This window comes from Roseomonas sp. AR75 (assembly GCF_005222815.1).
In the GTDB taxonomy this organism is placed as follows: domain Bacteria; phylum Pseudomonadota; class Alphaproteobacteria; order Acetobacterales; family Acetobacteraceae; genus Falsiroseomonas.
Genome location: NZ_STGB01000002.1, coordinates 659249 through 674171, shown reverse-complemented (window position 1 = coordinate 674171; position 14923 = coordinate 659249). Strand labels below are relative to the sequence as shown.

The window sequence follows — 14923 nt, the reverse complement described above, 5'->3', positions numbered from 1 at the left end:
ACCCAAGGGAGAGTGCATGCGCGAAACCGGCTTCGATCCCGTGACGCTCCAGATCCTCTGGAGCCGCCTGATCTCCATTGCCGACGAAGCGGCAGCGGCGCTGCTGCGCACCTCCTTCTCCACCATCGTGCGCGAATCGAACGACTACGCGACGGTGCTGATGGATGCGGAAGGCGCGAGCTTAGCCGAGAATTCCACTGGCATCCCGAGCTTCGTCGGCCTGCTGCCGCGCACGCTGAAGCACATGCTGGCCGAAATCCCCGTGGAGGAGCTGCGGCCCGGCGACGTGCTGATCACCAATGATCCCTGGATGGCGACGGGACACCTGCTGGACATCACCACCGTCTCCCCTGTGTTCCGAAACGGGAAGCTGATCGCCTTCGCCGGCGCCACATCCCACATGCCGGATATCGGCGGCGTGCTGTGGTCGGCCGACTGCCAGGAGGTGTACGAGGAAGGCATCCGCATCCTGCCCACCAAGCTGATGAGCGAGGGGCGGGAGAATCGCGAACTGGTGAAGATGATCCGCGCCAATGTCCGCGTGGCCGACCAGGTGATGGGCGACGTCGCCGCGCAGGTGACGGCGCAGAGCGTCTGCGCGCGGCGCCTCCTGGAATTCCTGGACGACACGGGGCTGGAGGACCTCACCGCGCTCTCGGCGGAGTTGCAGGCGCGGGCGGATGCCGCGATGCGCAAGGCGATCGCCGCGCTGCCGGACGGCACATGGCGGCACGTGATCCACGCCGACGGCTACGAGGATGCGGAAACGCGCATCGAATGTGCCGTGACGGTCGCAGGCGACACGCTGACCGTGGACTACGATGGCACCTCGCCGCAGGTCGCGCGCGGGCTGAACAGCGTGATGAACTACACCTACGCCTACACGGTCTATCCGCTGAAATGCGCGCTGGATCCCGACACGCCGCGCAACGAGGGCAGCTATCGCGCGGTGACGGTGAAGGCGCCGGAAGGCTCGATCCTGAACCCGCGCTATCCCGCGGCGGTGAATGCGCGGCACCTGACGGGTCTTTTCCTCTCGGGGGCGATCTATGGCGCGCTGGCGCAGGTGGTGCCGGGCAAGGTGATCGCGGACAGCGCCTCGCCCTCGCCGCGGCCGGTGGTGACGGGGCGCGACCGGCGCGGCGACCGCTTCTCCCAGGTGCTGTTCGGCAGCGGCGGCATGGGCGCGGGCGAAGGGCGCGACGGGCTCAACGCCACGGCCTTTCCGACCAATTCCGGCTCGGGCTCGGTGGAAGCCTATGAGGCGAGTTGCCCCGTGCTGATCTGGCGCAAGGACCTGCTGCCCGACAGCGGCGGCGCGGGACAATGGCGCGGCGGGCTCGGGCAGGAGGTGGAGCTGGAGGTGATGTCGGACGAGCCCGTGCGGCTCTCCCTCATCGCCGACCGGATGAAGCATCCGGCCGATGGCCTCGTTGGCGGTGGCGCGGGGGCGCCGGCTCTGGTGGCGAAGCAGGACGGCGCGAAGCCGCACCCGAAGGGCCGCTCCATGCTGCAGCCGGGCGACCGGCTTGTGATGCATTACGGTGGCGGTGGCGGCTATGGTGATCCCCGGCACCGCGATCCCGCTGCGTTGCAGCGCGACCTTGCGGATGGCTACGTGACGCCGGAGGGCGCGCGGCAATACCACCGGGAGGAATGACCAGATGCCGAAGCTGCTTCGCCGCGCGCTGATCGCGGCTGCCTGCGCCCTGCCGGCCGCGGCCATCGCGCAACAGCGCCCCATCCGCCTGATCGTTCCCTTCGCGCCGGGTGGCGGATCGGACACGCTGGCGCGGCTGCTGGCTCCGGAATTCGGGCGCGAGATGGGCGCGACCGTGGTCGTCGAGAACCGCGCCGGCGCGGGCAGCCAGATCGGCGCGGAGATGGTGATGCGCAGCCCGCCGGATGGCACGACGCTGCTGTTCGGCGACACGCCCCTGGCCACGATCCCGGCCCTGCAGGTGGCCGCGGGCCGCACCGCTCCCTTCGAGGCCGCGCGGGACTTCACGCCGATCTCCGCCATCGCCGCCGCGCCGGCGCTGGTGGTGGTCGGCGCGGCGACGCCCTGGCGCGACCTGCGCCAGTTCCTCGCCGCGGCGCGGGAAAGGCCGGGGCAACTCAACGTCGCATCCGGCGGCGTCGCGACCAGCACGCATCTGATGATCGAGATGCTGCGGCTGAAAGCGGGCGTGCAACTGACCCATGTGCCCTATCGCGGCACCGGCGCGGCAACGCCGGACCTGCTGAGCGGCCAGGTGCAGGCGATGATCCAGGCGATGGCGACGGGTGGCCCGCTGATCGCGCAGGGCCAGATGCGCGCCATTGGCGTCGCTGCCGACCGGCGCATGGCCGCGCTGCCGGACGTGCCCACCCTGCGCGAGCAGGGCGTGGATTTGCTGGCGTCGTTCTGGTGGGGCGTGCTTGGTCCCCTCGGCATCCCGGGTGCGATGGCGCAGGAGATGCATCGCGCGCTGCAGGCGGCGATGGGATCGGCGCCGGTTGCCGCGCGTCTGGCGGATCTGGGGGTCGAGCGGATGAATCTCGGCCCCGCCGAGTTCAAGGAGTTCCTGGCGCGCGAGACCGCGCGTTGGCAGGACGTGGTCCAGGCAGCAGGCATAAGGCCCGAATGAGCGCAGCGTCCCTTCGTATCGGCGTGGATGTCGGCGGCACCTTCACCGATTTCGTCCTGGTGGATGAGGCCGCCGGCCGCGTGATGACCGGCAAGCGGCTGACCACACCGGATGATCCCGGCCGCGCGATCCTCGACGGGATCGCGCGGCTGCTGGACGAGGCGAGCGCAGGCATCGGCCAGGTGAAGCAGGTCGTGCACGGCACCACGCTGGTCACCAACACCGTGATCGAGCGCAAGGGCGCGCGCATCGGGCTGGTCACCACGCGCGGCTTCCGCGACAGCCTCGAGATGGGGCGGGAGATGCGCTACGATCTTTACGATCTGGCGCTGGAAAAGCCGGAGCCGCTGGCGCCGCGGCCGCGCCGGCATGTGGTGACGGAGCGGCTGGACGCGCACGGCCGCGTGCTGAAGGCGTTGGACGAGGCGGAGGCCCGCGAGGTCGCGCGCGCGCTGCGGGCGCAGGAGGTGGAGGCCGTCGCGGTCTGCCTGCTGCACAGCTACCTCGACACCACGCATGAGCGACAACTCGGACGAATCCTGCGTGAGGAATTGCCGGGCGTGCCCGTCACGCTCTCCTGCGAGGTGGCGCCGGAGATCCGCGAATACGAGCGCGCCAACACTGCCTGCGTGAACGCCTATGTCATGCCGCTGATGGACCGCTACCTCGCGCGGCTTGAGGCGGAGTTGCGGCGGCGCGGTCTGGACGGGCCGCTGCACCTGATGCTGTCAGCCGGCGGCATCGCGACGGTGCGGCATGCGCGGGCGAACCCCGTGCAGCTCATCGAAAGCGGCCCCGCCGCGGGCGCGATGGCGGCGATGCATGTGGGGCAGGCCTGCGGCCTTTCCGACATGATCAGCTTCGACATGGGTGGCACGACCGCAAAGATGTGCCTGATCGAAGGCGGCGAGGCCGAGCATTCCTCCACCTTCGAAGCCGCGCGCGTCAGGCGCTTCCGCAAGGGATCCGGCCTGCCGCTGAAGGTGCCGGTCATCGACCTTATCGAGATCGGTGCCGGCGGCGGCTCCATCGCCGCGGTCAGCGCCATGGGCCTACTGACGGTGGGACCGGAAAGCGCCGGCAGCGTGCCCGGCCCGGTGTGCTACGGGCGCGGCGGGCGGCGGCCGACGGTGACGGATGCCGACCTGCTGCTCGGCTACCTCTCGCCCGAGTATTTCCTGGGCGGCGAGATGGGGCTGGATCGTGCGGCCGTGGAGCGCGCGATGCAGGAGGAACTGGCGATGCCGCTCGGCATGTCCGTGCTCGACGTCGCGGCCGGGATCCACGCGGTGGTGAACGAGAACATGGCCTCGGCGACGCGCATGTACATCGCGGAGAAGGGGCGCGATCCCCGGCGCTATGCGCTGATGGCCTTCGGCGGCGCGGGGCCGGTGCATGCCTATGGGCTCGCGAAGCTGCTGAAGCTTTCGCGCATCGTCGTGCCGGCGGGCGCGGGCGTGGCCTCGGCGCTCGGCTTCCTTGTCGCGGCGCCGGCGATCGACCTGGTGCGCAGCGGCGTGCGTCGGCTTTCGGCCGTGGATTGGGCGGGCGTGGCGGCGCTGTATGCGGAGATGGAAGAGGAGGCGCGCAGCCTGCTGGTGGAAGCCGGTGCCGCGCCGGGTGATGTGACGTTCCGCCGCAGCGCGGACATGCGCTATGTCGGCCAGGGCTTCGACATTCCGGTGCCGCTGCCGGAATCGCTGGACGAAGCGGGCACCGAGTGCGCCTTCCTCGATGCCTATGAGCGCCTGTTCGACCGCCGCATCGAGGGCCTGCCGATGGAGGTGCTGAGCTGGCGCCTGCACGCCACTGCCAGCCGGCCCCAGGTGCCCGGCGCGCTTGGCCAAAGCATCGGCGGTGATGCGCGCAAGGGAACGCGGGATGTGTGGTTTCCGCAGACTGGCCTGGCGCCCTGCGCGGTGTATGACCGCTATCGCCTTTCGCCCGGCGCGATGCTGCGCGGGCCGGCGGTGGTGGAGGAACGCGAATCCACCACGGTAATCGGCCCGGATGCCCGCTTCGCGCTGGATGCGCAGGGCAACCTCGTCATCGAGATCGACCAGGGGAGTTGAGACACATGGCGAAAAGCGCGCCCTTCGTCTGGCTGGACGGCAAGCTGGTGCCCTGGGAGCAGGCGACGATGCATGTCGCCACCGAATGCGTGCTGCGCGGCGAGAACGTGTTCGAGGGCGAGCGTGCGTATTGGAGCGATACCGAGCAGGAGCTGTTCCTGTTCCGCCACGCCGAGCACATCGCGCGGCTGCGGCAGGGCGCGAAGATCATGCGCATGACCATCCCCTACAGCGACGCGCAGATCGAGGAGGCCTGCATCGCGCTGATCCGCGCCTGCGAATACCGCGGCGGCGTGCATTTCCGACCCGTCGCCTATTTCGCGGAGGGCGAGCTGACGGACTACAAGCCGGAGGAGATCCGCACGGGCATGTTCATCCTCGCCTTCAGCCGGCCCACGACGAAATCGGTGCATGAGGGCGTGACCTCCTGCGTGTCGACCTGGCGGCGCAATTCAGATCTGGCCTCGCCGTCACGCATCAAGGCCGGGTCCAACTACCACAATTCACGCCTGGCCTATATCGACGCGCGGCTCAGCGGCTTCCAGATCCCGATCCTGCTGAATGCGGCGGGGAAGGTGGCGGAAGGGCCGGGCGCGTGTTTCATGATGGTGCGCAACGGCACGGTCATCACGCCGCCGGTGACCGCCGACATCCTGGAGAGCATCACGCGCGAGACGCTGATCGAACTGATCCGCGCGGAGCTCGGCGTGGAGGTGATCGAGCGCGACATCGACCGCACCGAACTCTACATCTGCGACGAGGCCTTCTTCTGCGGCAGCGGGCATGAGGTGACGCCGATCAACTCGGTGGATCGCTACGATGTGGGCGAGGGGAAGCCCGGCCCGCTGACCCGCCGCATCCAGAAGCTCTATTTCGACGTGGTTTCCGGCGCGCAACCGAAGTATCGGCACTGGCTGACGCCGGTCTATGGCACCGCGACGCGCGCGTCGGCGGCGGAATAGCGATGGCGCGCAGCGTCGGAACGCTGGTGGCGGAAAGCCTGGTCGCGCATGGCGCGGACCTGCTGTTCTGTGTGCCGGGCGAGAGCTTCCTCGGGCTGACGGATGCGATCACGGACCTGCCTTCGCTGAAGCTGGTGGTCTGCCGGCACGAGGGCGGCGCCTCCTACATGGCGGTCGCGGACGGGCGGATGCGCGGCGGGCGCGCGGGGCTGTGCCTGGTCTCGCGCGGTCCTGGCGTGGCGAATGCGATGATCGGGCTGCACACGGCCTTCCACGACGCCGTGCCGATGCTGCTGCTGGTCGGGCAGATCGAACGCCGCGACATGGGACGCGGCGCGCTGCAGGAGCAGAACTATTCGCGCCTGCTGGCCGATACGACGAAGGCGGTGATCGAGGTGTCGCAGGCTGCGCAGGCGTCCGAGGCGATCGCGCGCGCCTATCACATCGCGGAATCCGGCACGCCAGGGCCGGTGGCGGTGATCCTGCCGGAGGATCTGCTGGACGATCCCGCGGACCACGTGCCGGTGACGGCGCGCCGGCCTGCTACGGCGCCACAGCCTTCCGCGGCACAGCTCGATGACCTCTGCGCGCGGCTTGCGACGGCGGAGCGTCCGCTGGTGCATGTGGGAAGCCTCGCGGACGGCACGCCCGGGCAGTTGGCGGCGATCACGGCGCTTGCGGAGCGCTGGATGCTGCCGGTGGCGCCGACGCATCGCTGGCCGCACCTGTTCGACAGCACGCACTCGCACTATGCGGGCTATGTCGGAAACCGCGTGCAGGCGAAGCTGATGGACGCGATGAAGCAGGCCGACCTGCTGATCGCACTCGGCGAGCGCATGACGGATGTGGTCAGCCAGTCCTACACCTGGCCCGCCGCGCCCGATCCGCAGCTTCCCTTCGTGCACATCTGGCCCGATCCGCTGGAGATCAACCGCGTGTTCCGCGCGGACCTGCCGATCGTCGCCGATCCGCATGCCGTGGTCGCCGCGCTCCTGTCGCGCAGCCCGGCCTTCCCGCCCAGTCGCGAGGCGTGGATCGCAAGGCTGAACGGCCTTCATCGGGAGCTGACGGCACCACGGCACGAGCCGGCGCCGGACGGCGTGAACTTCGCCGCGGTCTGCATCGCGCTGGCGCAGCGGATGGCGCCGGATGCGATGCTGACGACGGATGCCGGCAACTTCACCTCCTTCGTGCATCGCTACGTACCCTTCGGTCCGCGGCGCATCTTCCTGGGCTCCGCGGTGGGCGGCATGGGTGCTGCCGTGCCGATGGCGGTCGCGGCGGCGCTGCGCCATCCGGGACGGCAGGCCATCGCGGTGGTGGGCGATGGCGGCGCGCTGATGACCGGGAACGAGATCGCGACCGCGATGCGCCACGGCGCCGCGCCGGTCATCCTGATCGCTGACAACCGCACCTATGGCTCGATCAGGATGCATCACGGCAACCGCTATCCCGGGCGTCCCGTGGCCGCGGCGGCCGACCTGGTGAACCCTGACTTCGCCGCCTGGGCGCGTGCCTTTGGCGCGGAGGGCTATGTGATCCGCGCGGAGGAGGAGATTGCACCCGTGCTGGACGCCGCGCTTGCGCATCGGCGCGTGCCGGCGGTGGTGCATGTGCACGCCTCCGCGCAGCAGGTGACAGCGTGGCGGCGTAGCGCAACCTGAAGTGGCGACCTGCGCGAAGCAGCGGCGAAACAGGCGAAACGGCATGTTGGCGTCGGGCGCCGTCCGCGCCCGCTGATTGCATTCGTCGTCATGCGCGAGGCTTTCCGCGACATCGCTCGGAAACGCTGCGAAACTAGCATCCAGTGCTTCACCAGCACCGGAGCGAAAGTGCCATGGCGGTCTTTTCCAGCTTCGTGCCCAGCACGGGCATCCTCAGCATCTTCGGCGACGCCGACGATAACACGGTGTTCGTCAGCCGTGATGCTGCGGGCAATCTCCGCGTTAATGGCGGCACGGTGCCGATTCTTGGCGGCACCGCGACGATTGCCAACACGAACCAGATCCAGGCATTCGGCTTGAGCGGCAACGACGCGATCACGCTGGATGAGTCGAACGGCGCCTTGCCGCGCGCCAGCCTGTTCGCCGGCACGGGGCGCGACACGGTGACGGGCGGTTCCGGCAACGACCTGCTGTTCGGCCAGGACGGGAACGACGTGCTGCTCGGCAAGGGCGGCAGCGACTTCCTGTTCGGCGGTAGCGGCAACGACACGCTGACCGGCGGCGACGCCGACGACCAGATGTTTGGGGAGGGCGGCAACGACCGGCTGATCTGGAACCCGGGCGACGACACCGATCTGTTCGAGGGCGGCGATGGCTTGGATACCGCCGAGGTGAATGGCGGCGGCGGCGCCGAGATCTTCACCATCACCGCGAACGGCACGCGCGTGCGCTTCGATCGCATCGACCCCGCGCCCTTCGCGATTGACGCCGGCACCGTCGAGCGGTTCGTCGTCAACATGAACGGCGGCGATGACCGCTTTACCGCCACGGGCAACCTCGCCGCGCTTGTTGCCATCACGGTGGATGGTGGCGCCGGCAACGACACGATCAGCGGGTCCAACGGCGCGGATCTGCTGATCGGCGGTGAAGGCAACGACTTCGTGGACGGTCAGCAGGGAAGCGACGTCGCGCTGCTGGGCGCCGGCGACGACGTATTCCAGTGGGACCCTGGCGACGGCAACGACGTGGTTGAGGGTCAGGCCGGGCTCGACGCCATGCTGTTCAACGGCAGCGCCGGCAACGAGATCATGGAACTCTCGGCCAATGGCGGACGCGCACGCTTCACGCGCAATCTCGGCAACATCGTCATGGACATCAATGATGTCGAGGCGGTGGACGTGCGGATGCTCGGCGGCGCCGATATCCTCGTCGTCAATACCCAGTCGCTCAGCGACGTGCAGGAGGTGTTCGTTGCGCTCGAAGCGCCCGGCGGGGTCGGCGACGGGGCGGCGGATACGGTTGTCGTAAACGGCACGAGCATCGGCAACAGCATTGAGATCGTCGGCGCCGGCAACTCGGCTGCGGTCGTCGGCCTCTCGGCGCTCGTCGGCGTGAGCGGCCTGGAGGGCGCCAATGACAGCCTCGTGCTCAACGGCCTTGGCGGCAACGACGCTATCAACGCGGGCACCCTGGCCGCCGGCATCCTCAAGCTGACGCTGGATGGCGGCACCGGTGCGGACACGATCCTCGGCAGCCAGGGCGCCGATGTCCTGCTGGGCGGCGACGGCAATGACAGCATCGATGGCCAGCAGGGCAACGACGTCGCCTTCCTCGGCGCTGGGAACGACAGCTTCCAGTGGGACCCCGGCGACGGCAGCGACATCGTCGAAGGTCAGGACGGCGCGGACACGCTGCTGTTCAACGGCAGCAACGCTTCGGAGAACGTGAACCTCTTCCCCAATGGCGGGCGCGTGCTGTTCACCCGCGATGTCGCGAACATCACCATGGATCTGAAAAGAGTCGAGAAGATCCGCTTCAACGCGCTGGCTGGCAGCGACAACGTCACGGTCGGCGACCTGGCCGGCACGGGCGTGACGCAGGTGCTGCTGAACCTGGCTGGCGCGGGCGGTATGCCCGATGGCCAGCAGGACAGCGTGACGGTCAGCGCCACCCAGGGCGCCGACGTGTTCGGCGTAACGGGCAGCGTTGCTACGGGCGTCGTGAAGACCTTCGGCCTCGGGGCGGAGGTGCGTATCGAGAAGGCCGATGCCGTGTTGGACCGGCTCACCCTGAACGCGCAGGGCAGCGATGACGTGATCGATGCGTCAGGCCTTGGCGCCGGCCTGATCCAGCTCACCATGAATGGCGGTCTCGGCGCGGATGTGCTGCTCGGCTCGAAGGGCGGCGACGTGGTGATCGGCGGCGACGGCGCCGACCTGGCGCTGATGGGTGCGGGCGACGACACCTTTGTGTGGAACCCCGGGGACGACAACGACATCGTCGAGGGGCAGGCCGGCTTCGACACGCTGCTGTTCAACGGCGCGAATGTCAGCGAGGTCATCAACATCGCGGCCAGTGGCGGGCGTGCGGTCTTCGCGCGCAATGTCGCCAACGTCGTGATGGACCTGAACGACGTCGAGAAGATCGAGTTCAACGCCCTCGGCGGCGCGGACAACATCACCATCGGCGACATGTCCGGCACCGATGTGACAACCATCCGGGTGAACCTGGCGGCGAGCGGCGGCGGGGGCGACGGTCAGGTCGACACGATCGTGGTCGACGGCACGGGTGGTGACGACGTCATCCTGCTGGTGTTCGACGGCAGTGTCGTGCATGTGCTCGGCCTTGCCGCGGCGATCGAGATCACCGGCTTCGAGGCCACCGATCGCCTGGTGATCAATGCGCTTGGTGGCGACGACGTGGTGGAGGCATCGGGGCTGATGACGGCGATGTTCCTGACCGCCGATGGTGGTGCGGACGACGACGTGCTGATCGGCAGCGACGGCAACGACGTACTGTTCGGCGGCGGGGGCGACGACGTCCTGATCGGCGGCTTCGGGCTCGATGTGCTCGATGGCGGGCTGGGCGACAACATCATCATCCAGTAGCCGCGCTGCGGTGCCGCGGCGGACGGCAGGGAGGCGTCTCCCCGCCCTCCGCAAGCCTATTCCGCGGTGATGCCGGCGGCGCGGATCATCGGCACCCAGAGCGCAAGCTCGCGATCCACCCGGGCTTGCGCGGCAGCGCCGGTGGTGGGCGTCGCGTCCACGCCCATCGCGGTGATGCGCTCGATGACGGTGGGGCTCGTCAGCGCCGCTTCCGTCTCCGTGCGCAGCTTCTCCAGCACCGGCGCGGGCGTGCCGGTGCGGGCGGAAATGACGTGCCAGATCTCGAAGGAGAAATCCGGCCAGCCGCTCTCGGCGATGGTCGGAATCTCCGGTGCGCCGGAGAGGCGCTTCGCGCTGGCGGCGGCGACGCCGCGCAGGCGTCCCGCGCGGATATGCGGGATGCAGTCGGACGCGCCGGAGAACATGAAGTCCAGATTGCCGGCGACGAGATCCGTGGTGGCCGGTGCACCGCCGCGATAGGGGACGTGCTGCGCCTCCACACCGGCCGTGCGCAGGAACAGTGCGGTCGTGATGTGCGCGGGCGACCCGACGCCGGCGCTGCCGTAGGAAAGCTCGCCGGGCTTCGCGCGGCAGGCCGCCACCAACTCCTGCGCCGAGGCGATGCCGGGCTGGCGCCGCGGATTGACGACGGCGATGTTCGCCGCCGTCGAGGTGATGCCGAGTGCGACGAAGTCGCGCGCGGTGTCGTAGCCGGGATTGCGGTGCACCGCCATGTTGACGACGTGGGTCGCGACATGGCCCATCACCAGCGTATAGCCATCCGCCGGCGCCTGCGCCGCCGCAGCCATGCCGATGGCGCCGCCGGCGCCAGGCTTGTTCTCCACGACGACGGACTGGCCGAGCCGCTCGCCCAGCGCCTGCGCGACGATGCGCGCGGTGGTGTCGGTGCCGCCGCCCGGTGCGAAAGGCACGATCAGGCGGATCGAGCGGTCGGGATAGGCAAGCGCCAGCCGCGGCACCGCAAGCAACGCGGTGGCCGCCAGCAGCGTGCGGCGATGCGTATTCATGCTTCCTCCCTTCTTCGGGCCCTCAGGCTCCGCATGTTGTGGACATGGACGTGTTCGCCGGCCGCGATGTCGGCGATCGCCTCGCCGATCACCGCGCCGTACTTCCGGACATGCGTGCCGCGCGGCAGGTCGCGTCGCGCGACCTTGTGGCCGAGCGGCACGGGGCCGCGCAGGGAGATCGGCAGGATCGTGTCGCCAGCGCGCAGCTGCGCGACGCCTTCAGACAGGTCGCGCAGCGCGACGCCGACATCATCATCCGCCTTGATGGCCAGCAGATCCCAGCGCGTGCTCATCAGAAATCCACTCCCAGCCGCGCGAAGGCGTAGCCACCCTCGTCCAGCACCTCGCCCCAGCAGCGCGTGCCGCTGGCGTGATCGAGCAGCTGCGCGAAGAGCGCGTCTGCGGCCTCAGCAGGTTCCCGCGTGCCGAGCATCAGGCCGGAGCCGTCGAAGTCGATCTGATGCGCCAGGCGCTGCGCGGTCTTCGGGTTGACGGTGACCTTCACCGTCGGCGCCAACGTGTCGCAGTAGGAATTGCCGGGCCCCGTCGTGAAGATCAGCATGGTGCAGCCGGCGGCGACGAAGCCAGTGATGGAGGGCGGCGAGAAGGCCGGTCCTTCCATCACCCACAGCCCCGGGCCGGGTAACGGCGCGGCATGCGGCACCACGCCCTGCACCGGGCGGGAGCCACCCTTGGCGATGGCGCCGAGCGATTTCTCCTCGATGCTGGAAAGCCCGCCGCGGATGTTCTCCTGCCCCGGATTGTTGCCGGTGAGGTCCTCGCCGCTGGCTGCGGCCCAGCGCTCGCGCTGCGCGACCGCGTCCACGATGGCTCGGCCGATCTCCGGCGTGGCAGCGCGCGCGGCGAGGACATGCTCGGCGCCGAGCCATTCCATCGTCTCGCCGAATACCGAAGCGCCGCCGGCATCCACCACGCGGTCGGCGACCATGCCGGCGAGCGGGTTGGCGCCGAGGCCGCTGGTCGCGTCCGAATGGCCGCATTCGATGCCGAGGCGCAGCATGGAGGCGGGCAAAGGCACGCGGCGTGCGCGGGAGATGTCGCGCGTCATCGCCGCGGCCAGCCGCAGCCCGCGATCGGAGAGCGCGAGCGAATCCTCGTGCACGTCGTCCAGCGCGATGGCTTCCAGCGGCTTGCCGGATGGCGCGATGGACTCGGCCGCAGCGTCCAGTCGCAGGCGATCGGCACCGACCAGCAGCACGCCGCCCGCGTTCGGATTGCGCCCGAGGCCGGCGATCATGCGGCGCGTCATCGCGCGATCCTCGCCGAACTGGCCACGGCCATAGGGCAGCTCGATCAGCAGCGCGCCCGGCACCTGCTTCGCGATGCGCCGCGCGGGGCCGCCGGTGAGGCCGAGGATGGAGATGACCAGCAGCCGGTTGCGCGTGCCGGCGCTGCCGTCGGGGCGTGGGTAGCCAAGGAATTCGGGCGCCATCGCGCTCATCTCTCCAGTTCCGTCCAGGCGCCGCCGGCGGTATCGGAAGCGAGGCACGCGGCGACGAAGCGAAGCCCCGCCAGGCCGGCTTCGGCGCCGGGTGCGGTGGTGGCCAGTGGGTCGGGCGCGATGCCGAGCCGGCGCGCGGCGGCAAGCTCGGCGAAGTCGCTGTAGAGATTCGCGAAGGCCTCGTGCAGCCCTTCGGGATGGCCGGTGCGGCGGAATCGCGTTGCGTGGGTTGCGGCGGCGGAAAGCCAGGGCTGGCCGCGCGAGAGCACCACGGGCGGGCCGTCGATGGGACAGAGGCGCAGCTCGTTATGCGCGGGGTGGCGCCATTCCAGATGGCCCTCGCTGCCGATCACGCGCAGGAGGATGTGGTTCTCCACGCCGGCCGCACCCTGGCACAGCGTCATCGCGCCGCGCGCTCCGGAGGCGAGGCGGAAGCGAAGCTGCGCGTAGTCGTGTACACGCCGCCCCGGCATCAGCGCGCCGACCTCCGCGCTCAGCGTCGCGATGTCCTCGCCGCAGACATAGGTGGCGAGGTGATGCGCATGCGTGCCGATGTCGCCGAGCACGAGCGAGGGGCCGGAGCGTGCGGGATCGAGCCGCCAGCGCTTCGCGGCGTCCGGCGCGTCTTCCACCCGTGCGGCGAGGCCGGAGCCGAGATACTCCACCTGCACGGAGCGCACGTCGCCGATGCGCCCCGCGGCGACCAATGCGCGCGCCTCGCGGATCATCGGGTAGCCGGAATAGCCGTGGGTGAGCACCAGTGCGACGCCACGGCCGGACGCGGCTCGAGCGACATCCACGGCTTCCGCGACGCTGTTGGTCATCGGCTTGTCCAGCATCACGTCGAGGTCGGCGGTGATGGCGGCGAGGGCGAAGCGGTGATGCGTGTCGTTCGGCGTGACGATGGCGACGGCCTCTATGCCGTCCGAGCGCCGCGCCTCGGCGTCCAGCATGGTTGCCACATCGGGGTAACTGCGTTCTGGCGCGATGCCGTATTCGGCGGCCGAGGCCTCGCCGCGCGTGGCGTCGCGGGAGAGCGCGCCGGCGACCACGGCAAAGCGGCGATCCATCAGCGCGGCGCGCAGATGCACCTGACCGATCATGGAGGGCGCGGCGCCGCCGATGAAGGCAAGCCGCAGCGGCCGGCCGAGGGCGTCGAAGGCGCTCATGGCGCGATGCCGAGGATGCGACGCGCCGCCGCCTGGTCCACCGGGCGGCGCAGCGCGGCATCGAAGGGCTGCGGCGTTGTCTCGATCATGTGGCGGCGGATGAAGGGCGCGCCTTCCGCGGCACCATCCTCCTTACGCTTGAGGCAGCATTCCCATTCCAGCACGCACCAGCCCGCGTAGCGCGCGGCGGCCAGGCGGGAGAACACGCCGCGAAAATCCACCTGGCCATCGCCGAGCGACCGGAAGCGCGCGGGGCGCTGCGCCCAGTCCTGGAAGCCGCCATAGACGCCGCTGCGCGCGCTGCGGACGAACTCCGCGTCCTTCACATGGAAGGCGGCAATGCGATCGGCGTAGAGGTCGATGAAGCCGAGATAGTCCATGTGCTGTAGCAGCATATGGCTGGGATCGAACAGGATCTTCGCGCGCGGGTGATGATCCACCAATGCGAGGAACCGGTCGAAGGTGACGCCGTCATGCAGGTCCTCGCCGGGATGCAGTTCGAAGCAGAGGTCCACGCCATGCGCCTCCGCGTAATCGAGCAGCGGGCGCCAGCGGCGCGCGAGTTCGGCGAAGGCGGTGTCGATCAGCGCGGGCGGGGCGGGCGGCCAGGGGTAGAAGTAGGGCCAGACGAAAGCCCCGGAGAAGGTTGCGACGCGCTGCAGGCCGAGCCGCGCGGCGGCCTCGATCGCCAGGCGAAGCTGCCGTGTCGCCCATTCCTGGCGCGCGGCGGAATCGCCGCGCAGCGCAAGCGGGGCGAAGGCGTCGTTCAATTCGGAGAAGGCGGGGTTCACGGCGGAAAGCTGGCCGGCGCGATGCGCGGCCAACTCCGTGATCTCCACGCCGAGATCGGCCAGGCGCGCGCGGTAGTCGCGACAATAGGCATCGTCGGTGGCGGCGCGTTCCAGGTCGATCAGGCGGCCATCGTGGATCGGCACCTGCACGCCGACATAGCCGAAGGCGGCGAGCCAGCGCACGACACCGTCAAGGCTGTCGAAGGGCGGTGCGTCGCCCATGAACTGGCTCAGCATCACGGCGGGTCCGCGCATGG

General features: G+C 69.7%; 11 protein-coding genes. 6 read left to right on the top strand and 5 right to left on the bottom strand.

All coding sequences use genetic code 11. The features are described from left to right. The first annotated feature begins 16 nt into the window (after nucleotides 1–16). From E4T13_RS11155 to E4T13_RS11130, 6 genes are all read left to right on the top strand, one after another. A complete protein-coding gene (locus tag E4T13_RS11155; RefSeq protein WP_137178331.1) occupies nucleotides 17–1660 on the top strand; it encodes a hydantoinase B/oxoprolinase family protein in 1644 nt (547 codons plus the stop codon). A 4-nt stretch (nucleotides 1661–1664) separates the two neighbouring features. Further along, on the top strand, nucleotides 1665–2630 hold the full coding sequence (locus E4T13_RS11150) for a tripartite tricarboxylate transporter substrate binding protein (protein ID WP_137178330.1): 966 nt from the start codon (nucleotides 1665–1667) through the stop codon (nucleotides 2628–2630). Further along, a complete protein-coding gene (locus E4T13_RS11145) occupies nucleotides 2627–4702 on the top strand; it encodes a hydantoinase/oxoprolinase family protein (protein WP_137178329.1) in 2076 nt (691 codons plus the stop codon). Before E4T13_RS11150 ends, E4T13_RS11145 begins: the two co-directional genes overlap by 4 nt. A gap of 5 nt (nucleotides 4703–4707) precedes the next feature. Beyond that, nucleotides 4708–5664 carry a branched-chain amino acid transaminase gene (locus E4T13_RS11140; RefSeq protein WP_137178328.1) on the top strand — a complete coding sequence of 319 codons (957 nt, stop codon included), beginning with the start codon at nucleotides 4708–4710 and terminating at the stop codon, nucleotides 5662–5664. Nucleotides 5665–5666: 2 nt separating this feature from the next. Beyond that, nucleotides 5667–7328 carry a thiamine pyrophosphate-dependent enzyme gene (locus tag E4T13_RS11135; RefSeq protein WP_137178327.1) on the top strand — a complete coding sequence of 554 codons (1662 nt, stop codon included), beginning with the start codon at nucleotides 5667–5669 and terminating at the stop codon, nucleotides 7326–7328. Nucleotides 7329–7501: 173 nt separating this feature from the next. Next, nucleotides 7502–10216, top strand: coding sequence for a calcium-binding protein (locus E4T13_RS11130; RefSeq protein ID WP_137178326.1), 2715 nt, complete (start codon nucleotides 7502–7504; stop codon nucleotides 10214–10216). A 56-nt stretch (nucleotides 10217–10272) separates the two neighbouring features. Here the strand turns inward: E4T13_RS11130 and E4T13_RS11125 are convergent, their stop codons facing one another. The 5 genes from E4T13_RS11125 to E4T13_RS11105 are packed head-to-tail and all read right to left on the bottom strand — an operon-like array spanning nucleotide 10273 to nucleotide 14921. Then, nucleotides 10273–11244, bottom strand: coding sequence for a tripartite tricarboxylate transporter substrate binding protein (locus E4T13_RS11125; protein WP_137178325.1), 972 nt, complete (start codon nucleotides 11242–11244; stop codon nucleotides 10273–10275). Further along, entirely contained in the window at nucleotides 11241–11537 is a 297-nt protein-coding gene (locus E4T13_RS11120) for a UxaA family hydrolase (RefSeq protein ID WP_137178324.1), read from the bottom strand. Before E4T13_RS11120 ends, E4T13_RS11125 begins: the two co-directional genes overlap by 4 nt. Then, entirely contained in the window at nucleotides 11537–12706 is a 1170-nt protein-coding gene (locus E4T13_RS11115) for a UxaA family hydrolase (protein ID WP_137178323.1), read from the bottom strand. The genes E4T13_RS11120 and E4T13_RS11115 overlap by 1 nt, the downstream gene beginning before the upstream one ends. Then, nucleotides 12703–13875 carry a Gfo/Idh/MocA family protein gene (locus E4T13_RS11110; protein WP_137178322.1) on the bottom strand — a complete coding sequence of 391 codons (1173 nt, stop codon included), beginning with the start codon at nucleotides 13873–13875 and terminating at the stop codon, nucleotides 12703–12705. Before E4T13_RS11110 ends, E4T13_RS11115 begins: the two co-directional genes overlap by 4 nt. Further along, on the bottom strand, nucleotides 13872–14921 hold the full coding sequence (locus E4T13_RS11105; protein ID WP_137178321.1) for a sugar phosphate isomerase/epimerase: 1050 nt from the start codon (nucleotides 14919–14921) through the stop codon (nucleotides 13872–13874). The genes E4T13_RS11110 and E4T13_RS11105 overlap by 4 nt, the downstream gene beginning before the upstream one ends. Nucleotides 14922–14923: the final 2 nt, after the last annotated feature.

What these genes read in the sequence shown, in the direction of transcription:
- E4T13_RS11155 (WP_137178331.1), top strand. Translation starts at nt 17, where the DNA reads ATGCGCGAAACCGGCTTCGATCCCGTGACGCTCCAGATCCTCTGGAGC.
- E4T13_RS11150 (WP_137178330.1), top strand. Translation starts at nt 1,665, where the DNA reads ATGCCGAAGCTGCTTCGCCGCGCGCTGATCGCGGCTGCCTGCGCCCTG.
- E4T13_RS11145 (WP_137178329.1), top strand. Translation starts at nt 2,627, where the DNA reads ATGAGCGCAGCGTCCCTTCGTATCGGCGTGGATGTCGGCGGCACCTTC.
- E4T13_RS11140 (WP_137178328.1), top strand. Translation starts at nt 4,708, where the DNA reads ATGGCGAAAAGCGCGCCCTTCGTCTGGCTGGACGGCAAGCTGGTGCCC.
- E4T13_RS11135 (WP_137178327.1), top strand. Translation starts at nt 5,667, where the DNA reads ATGGCGCGCAGCGTCGGAACGCTGGTGGCGGAAAGCCTGGTCGCGCAT.
- E4T13_RS11130 (WP_137178326.1), top strand. Translation starts at nt 7,502, where the DNA reads ATGGCGGTCTTTTCCAGCTTCGTGCCCAGCACGGGCATCCTCAGCATC.
- E4T13_RS11125 (WP_137178325.1), bottom strand. Translation starts at nt 11,244, where the DNA reads ATGAATACGCATCGCCGCACGCTGCTGGCGGCCACCGCGTTGCTTGCG.
- E4T13_RS11120 (WP_137178324.1), bottom strand. Translation starts at nt 11,537, where the DNA reads ATGAGCACGCGCTGGGATCTGCTGGCCATCAAGGCGGATGATGATGTC.
- E4T13_RS11115 (WP_137178323.1), bottom strand. Translation starts at nt 12,706, where the DNA reads ATGAGCGCGATGGCGCCCGAATTCCTTGGCTACCCACGCCCCGACGGC.
- E4T13_RS11110 (WP_137178322.1), bottom strand. Translation starts at nt 13,875, where the DNA reads ATGAGCGCCTTCGACGCCCTCGGCCGGCCGCTGCGGCTTGCCTTCATC.
- E4T13_RS11105 (WP_137178321.1), bottom strand. Translation starts at nt 14,921, where the DNA reads ATGCGCGGACCCGCCGTGATGCTGAGCCAGTTCATGGGCGACGCACCG.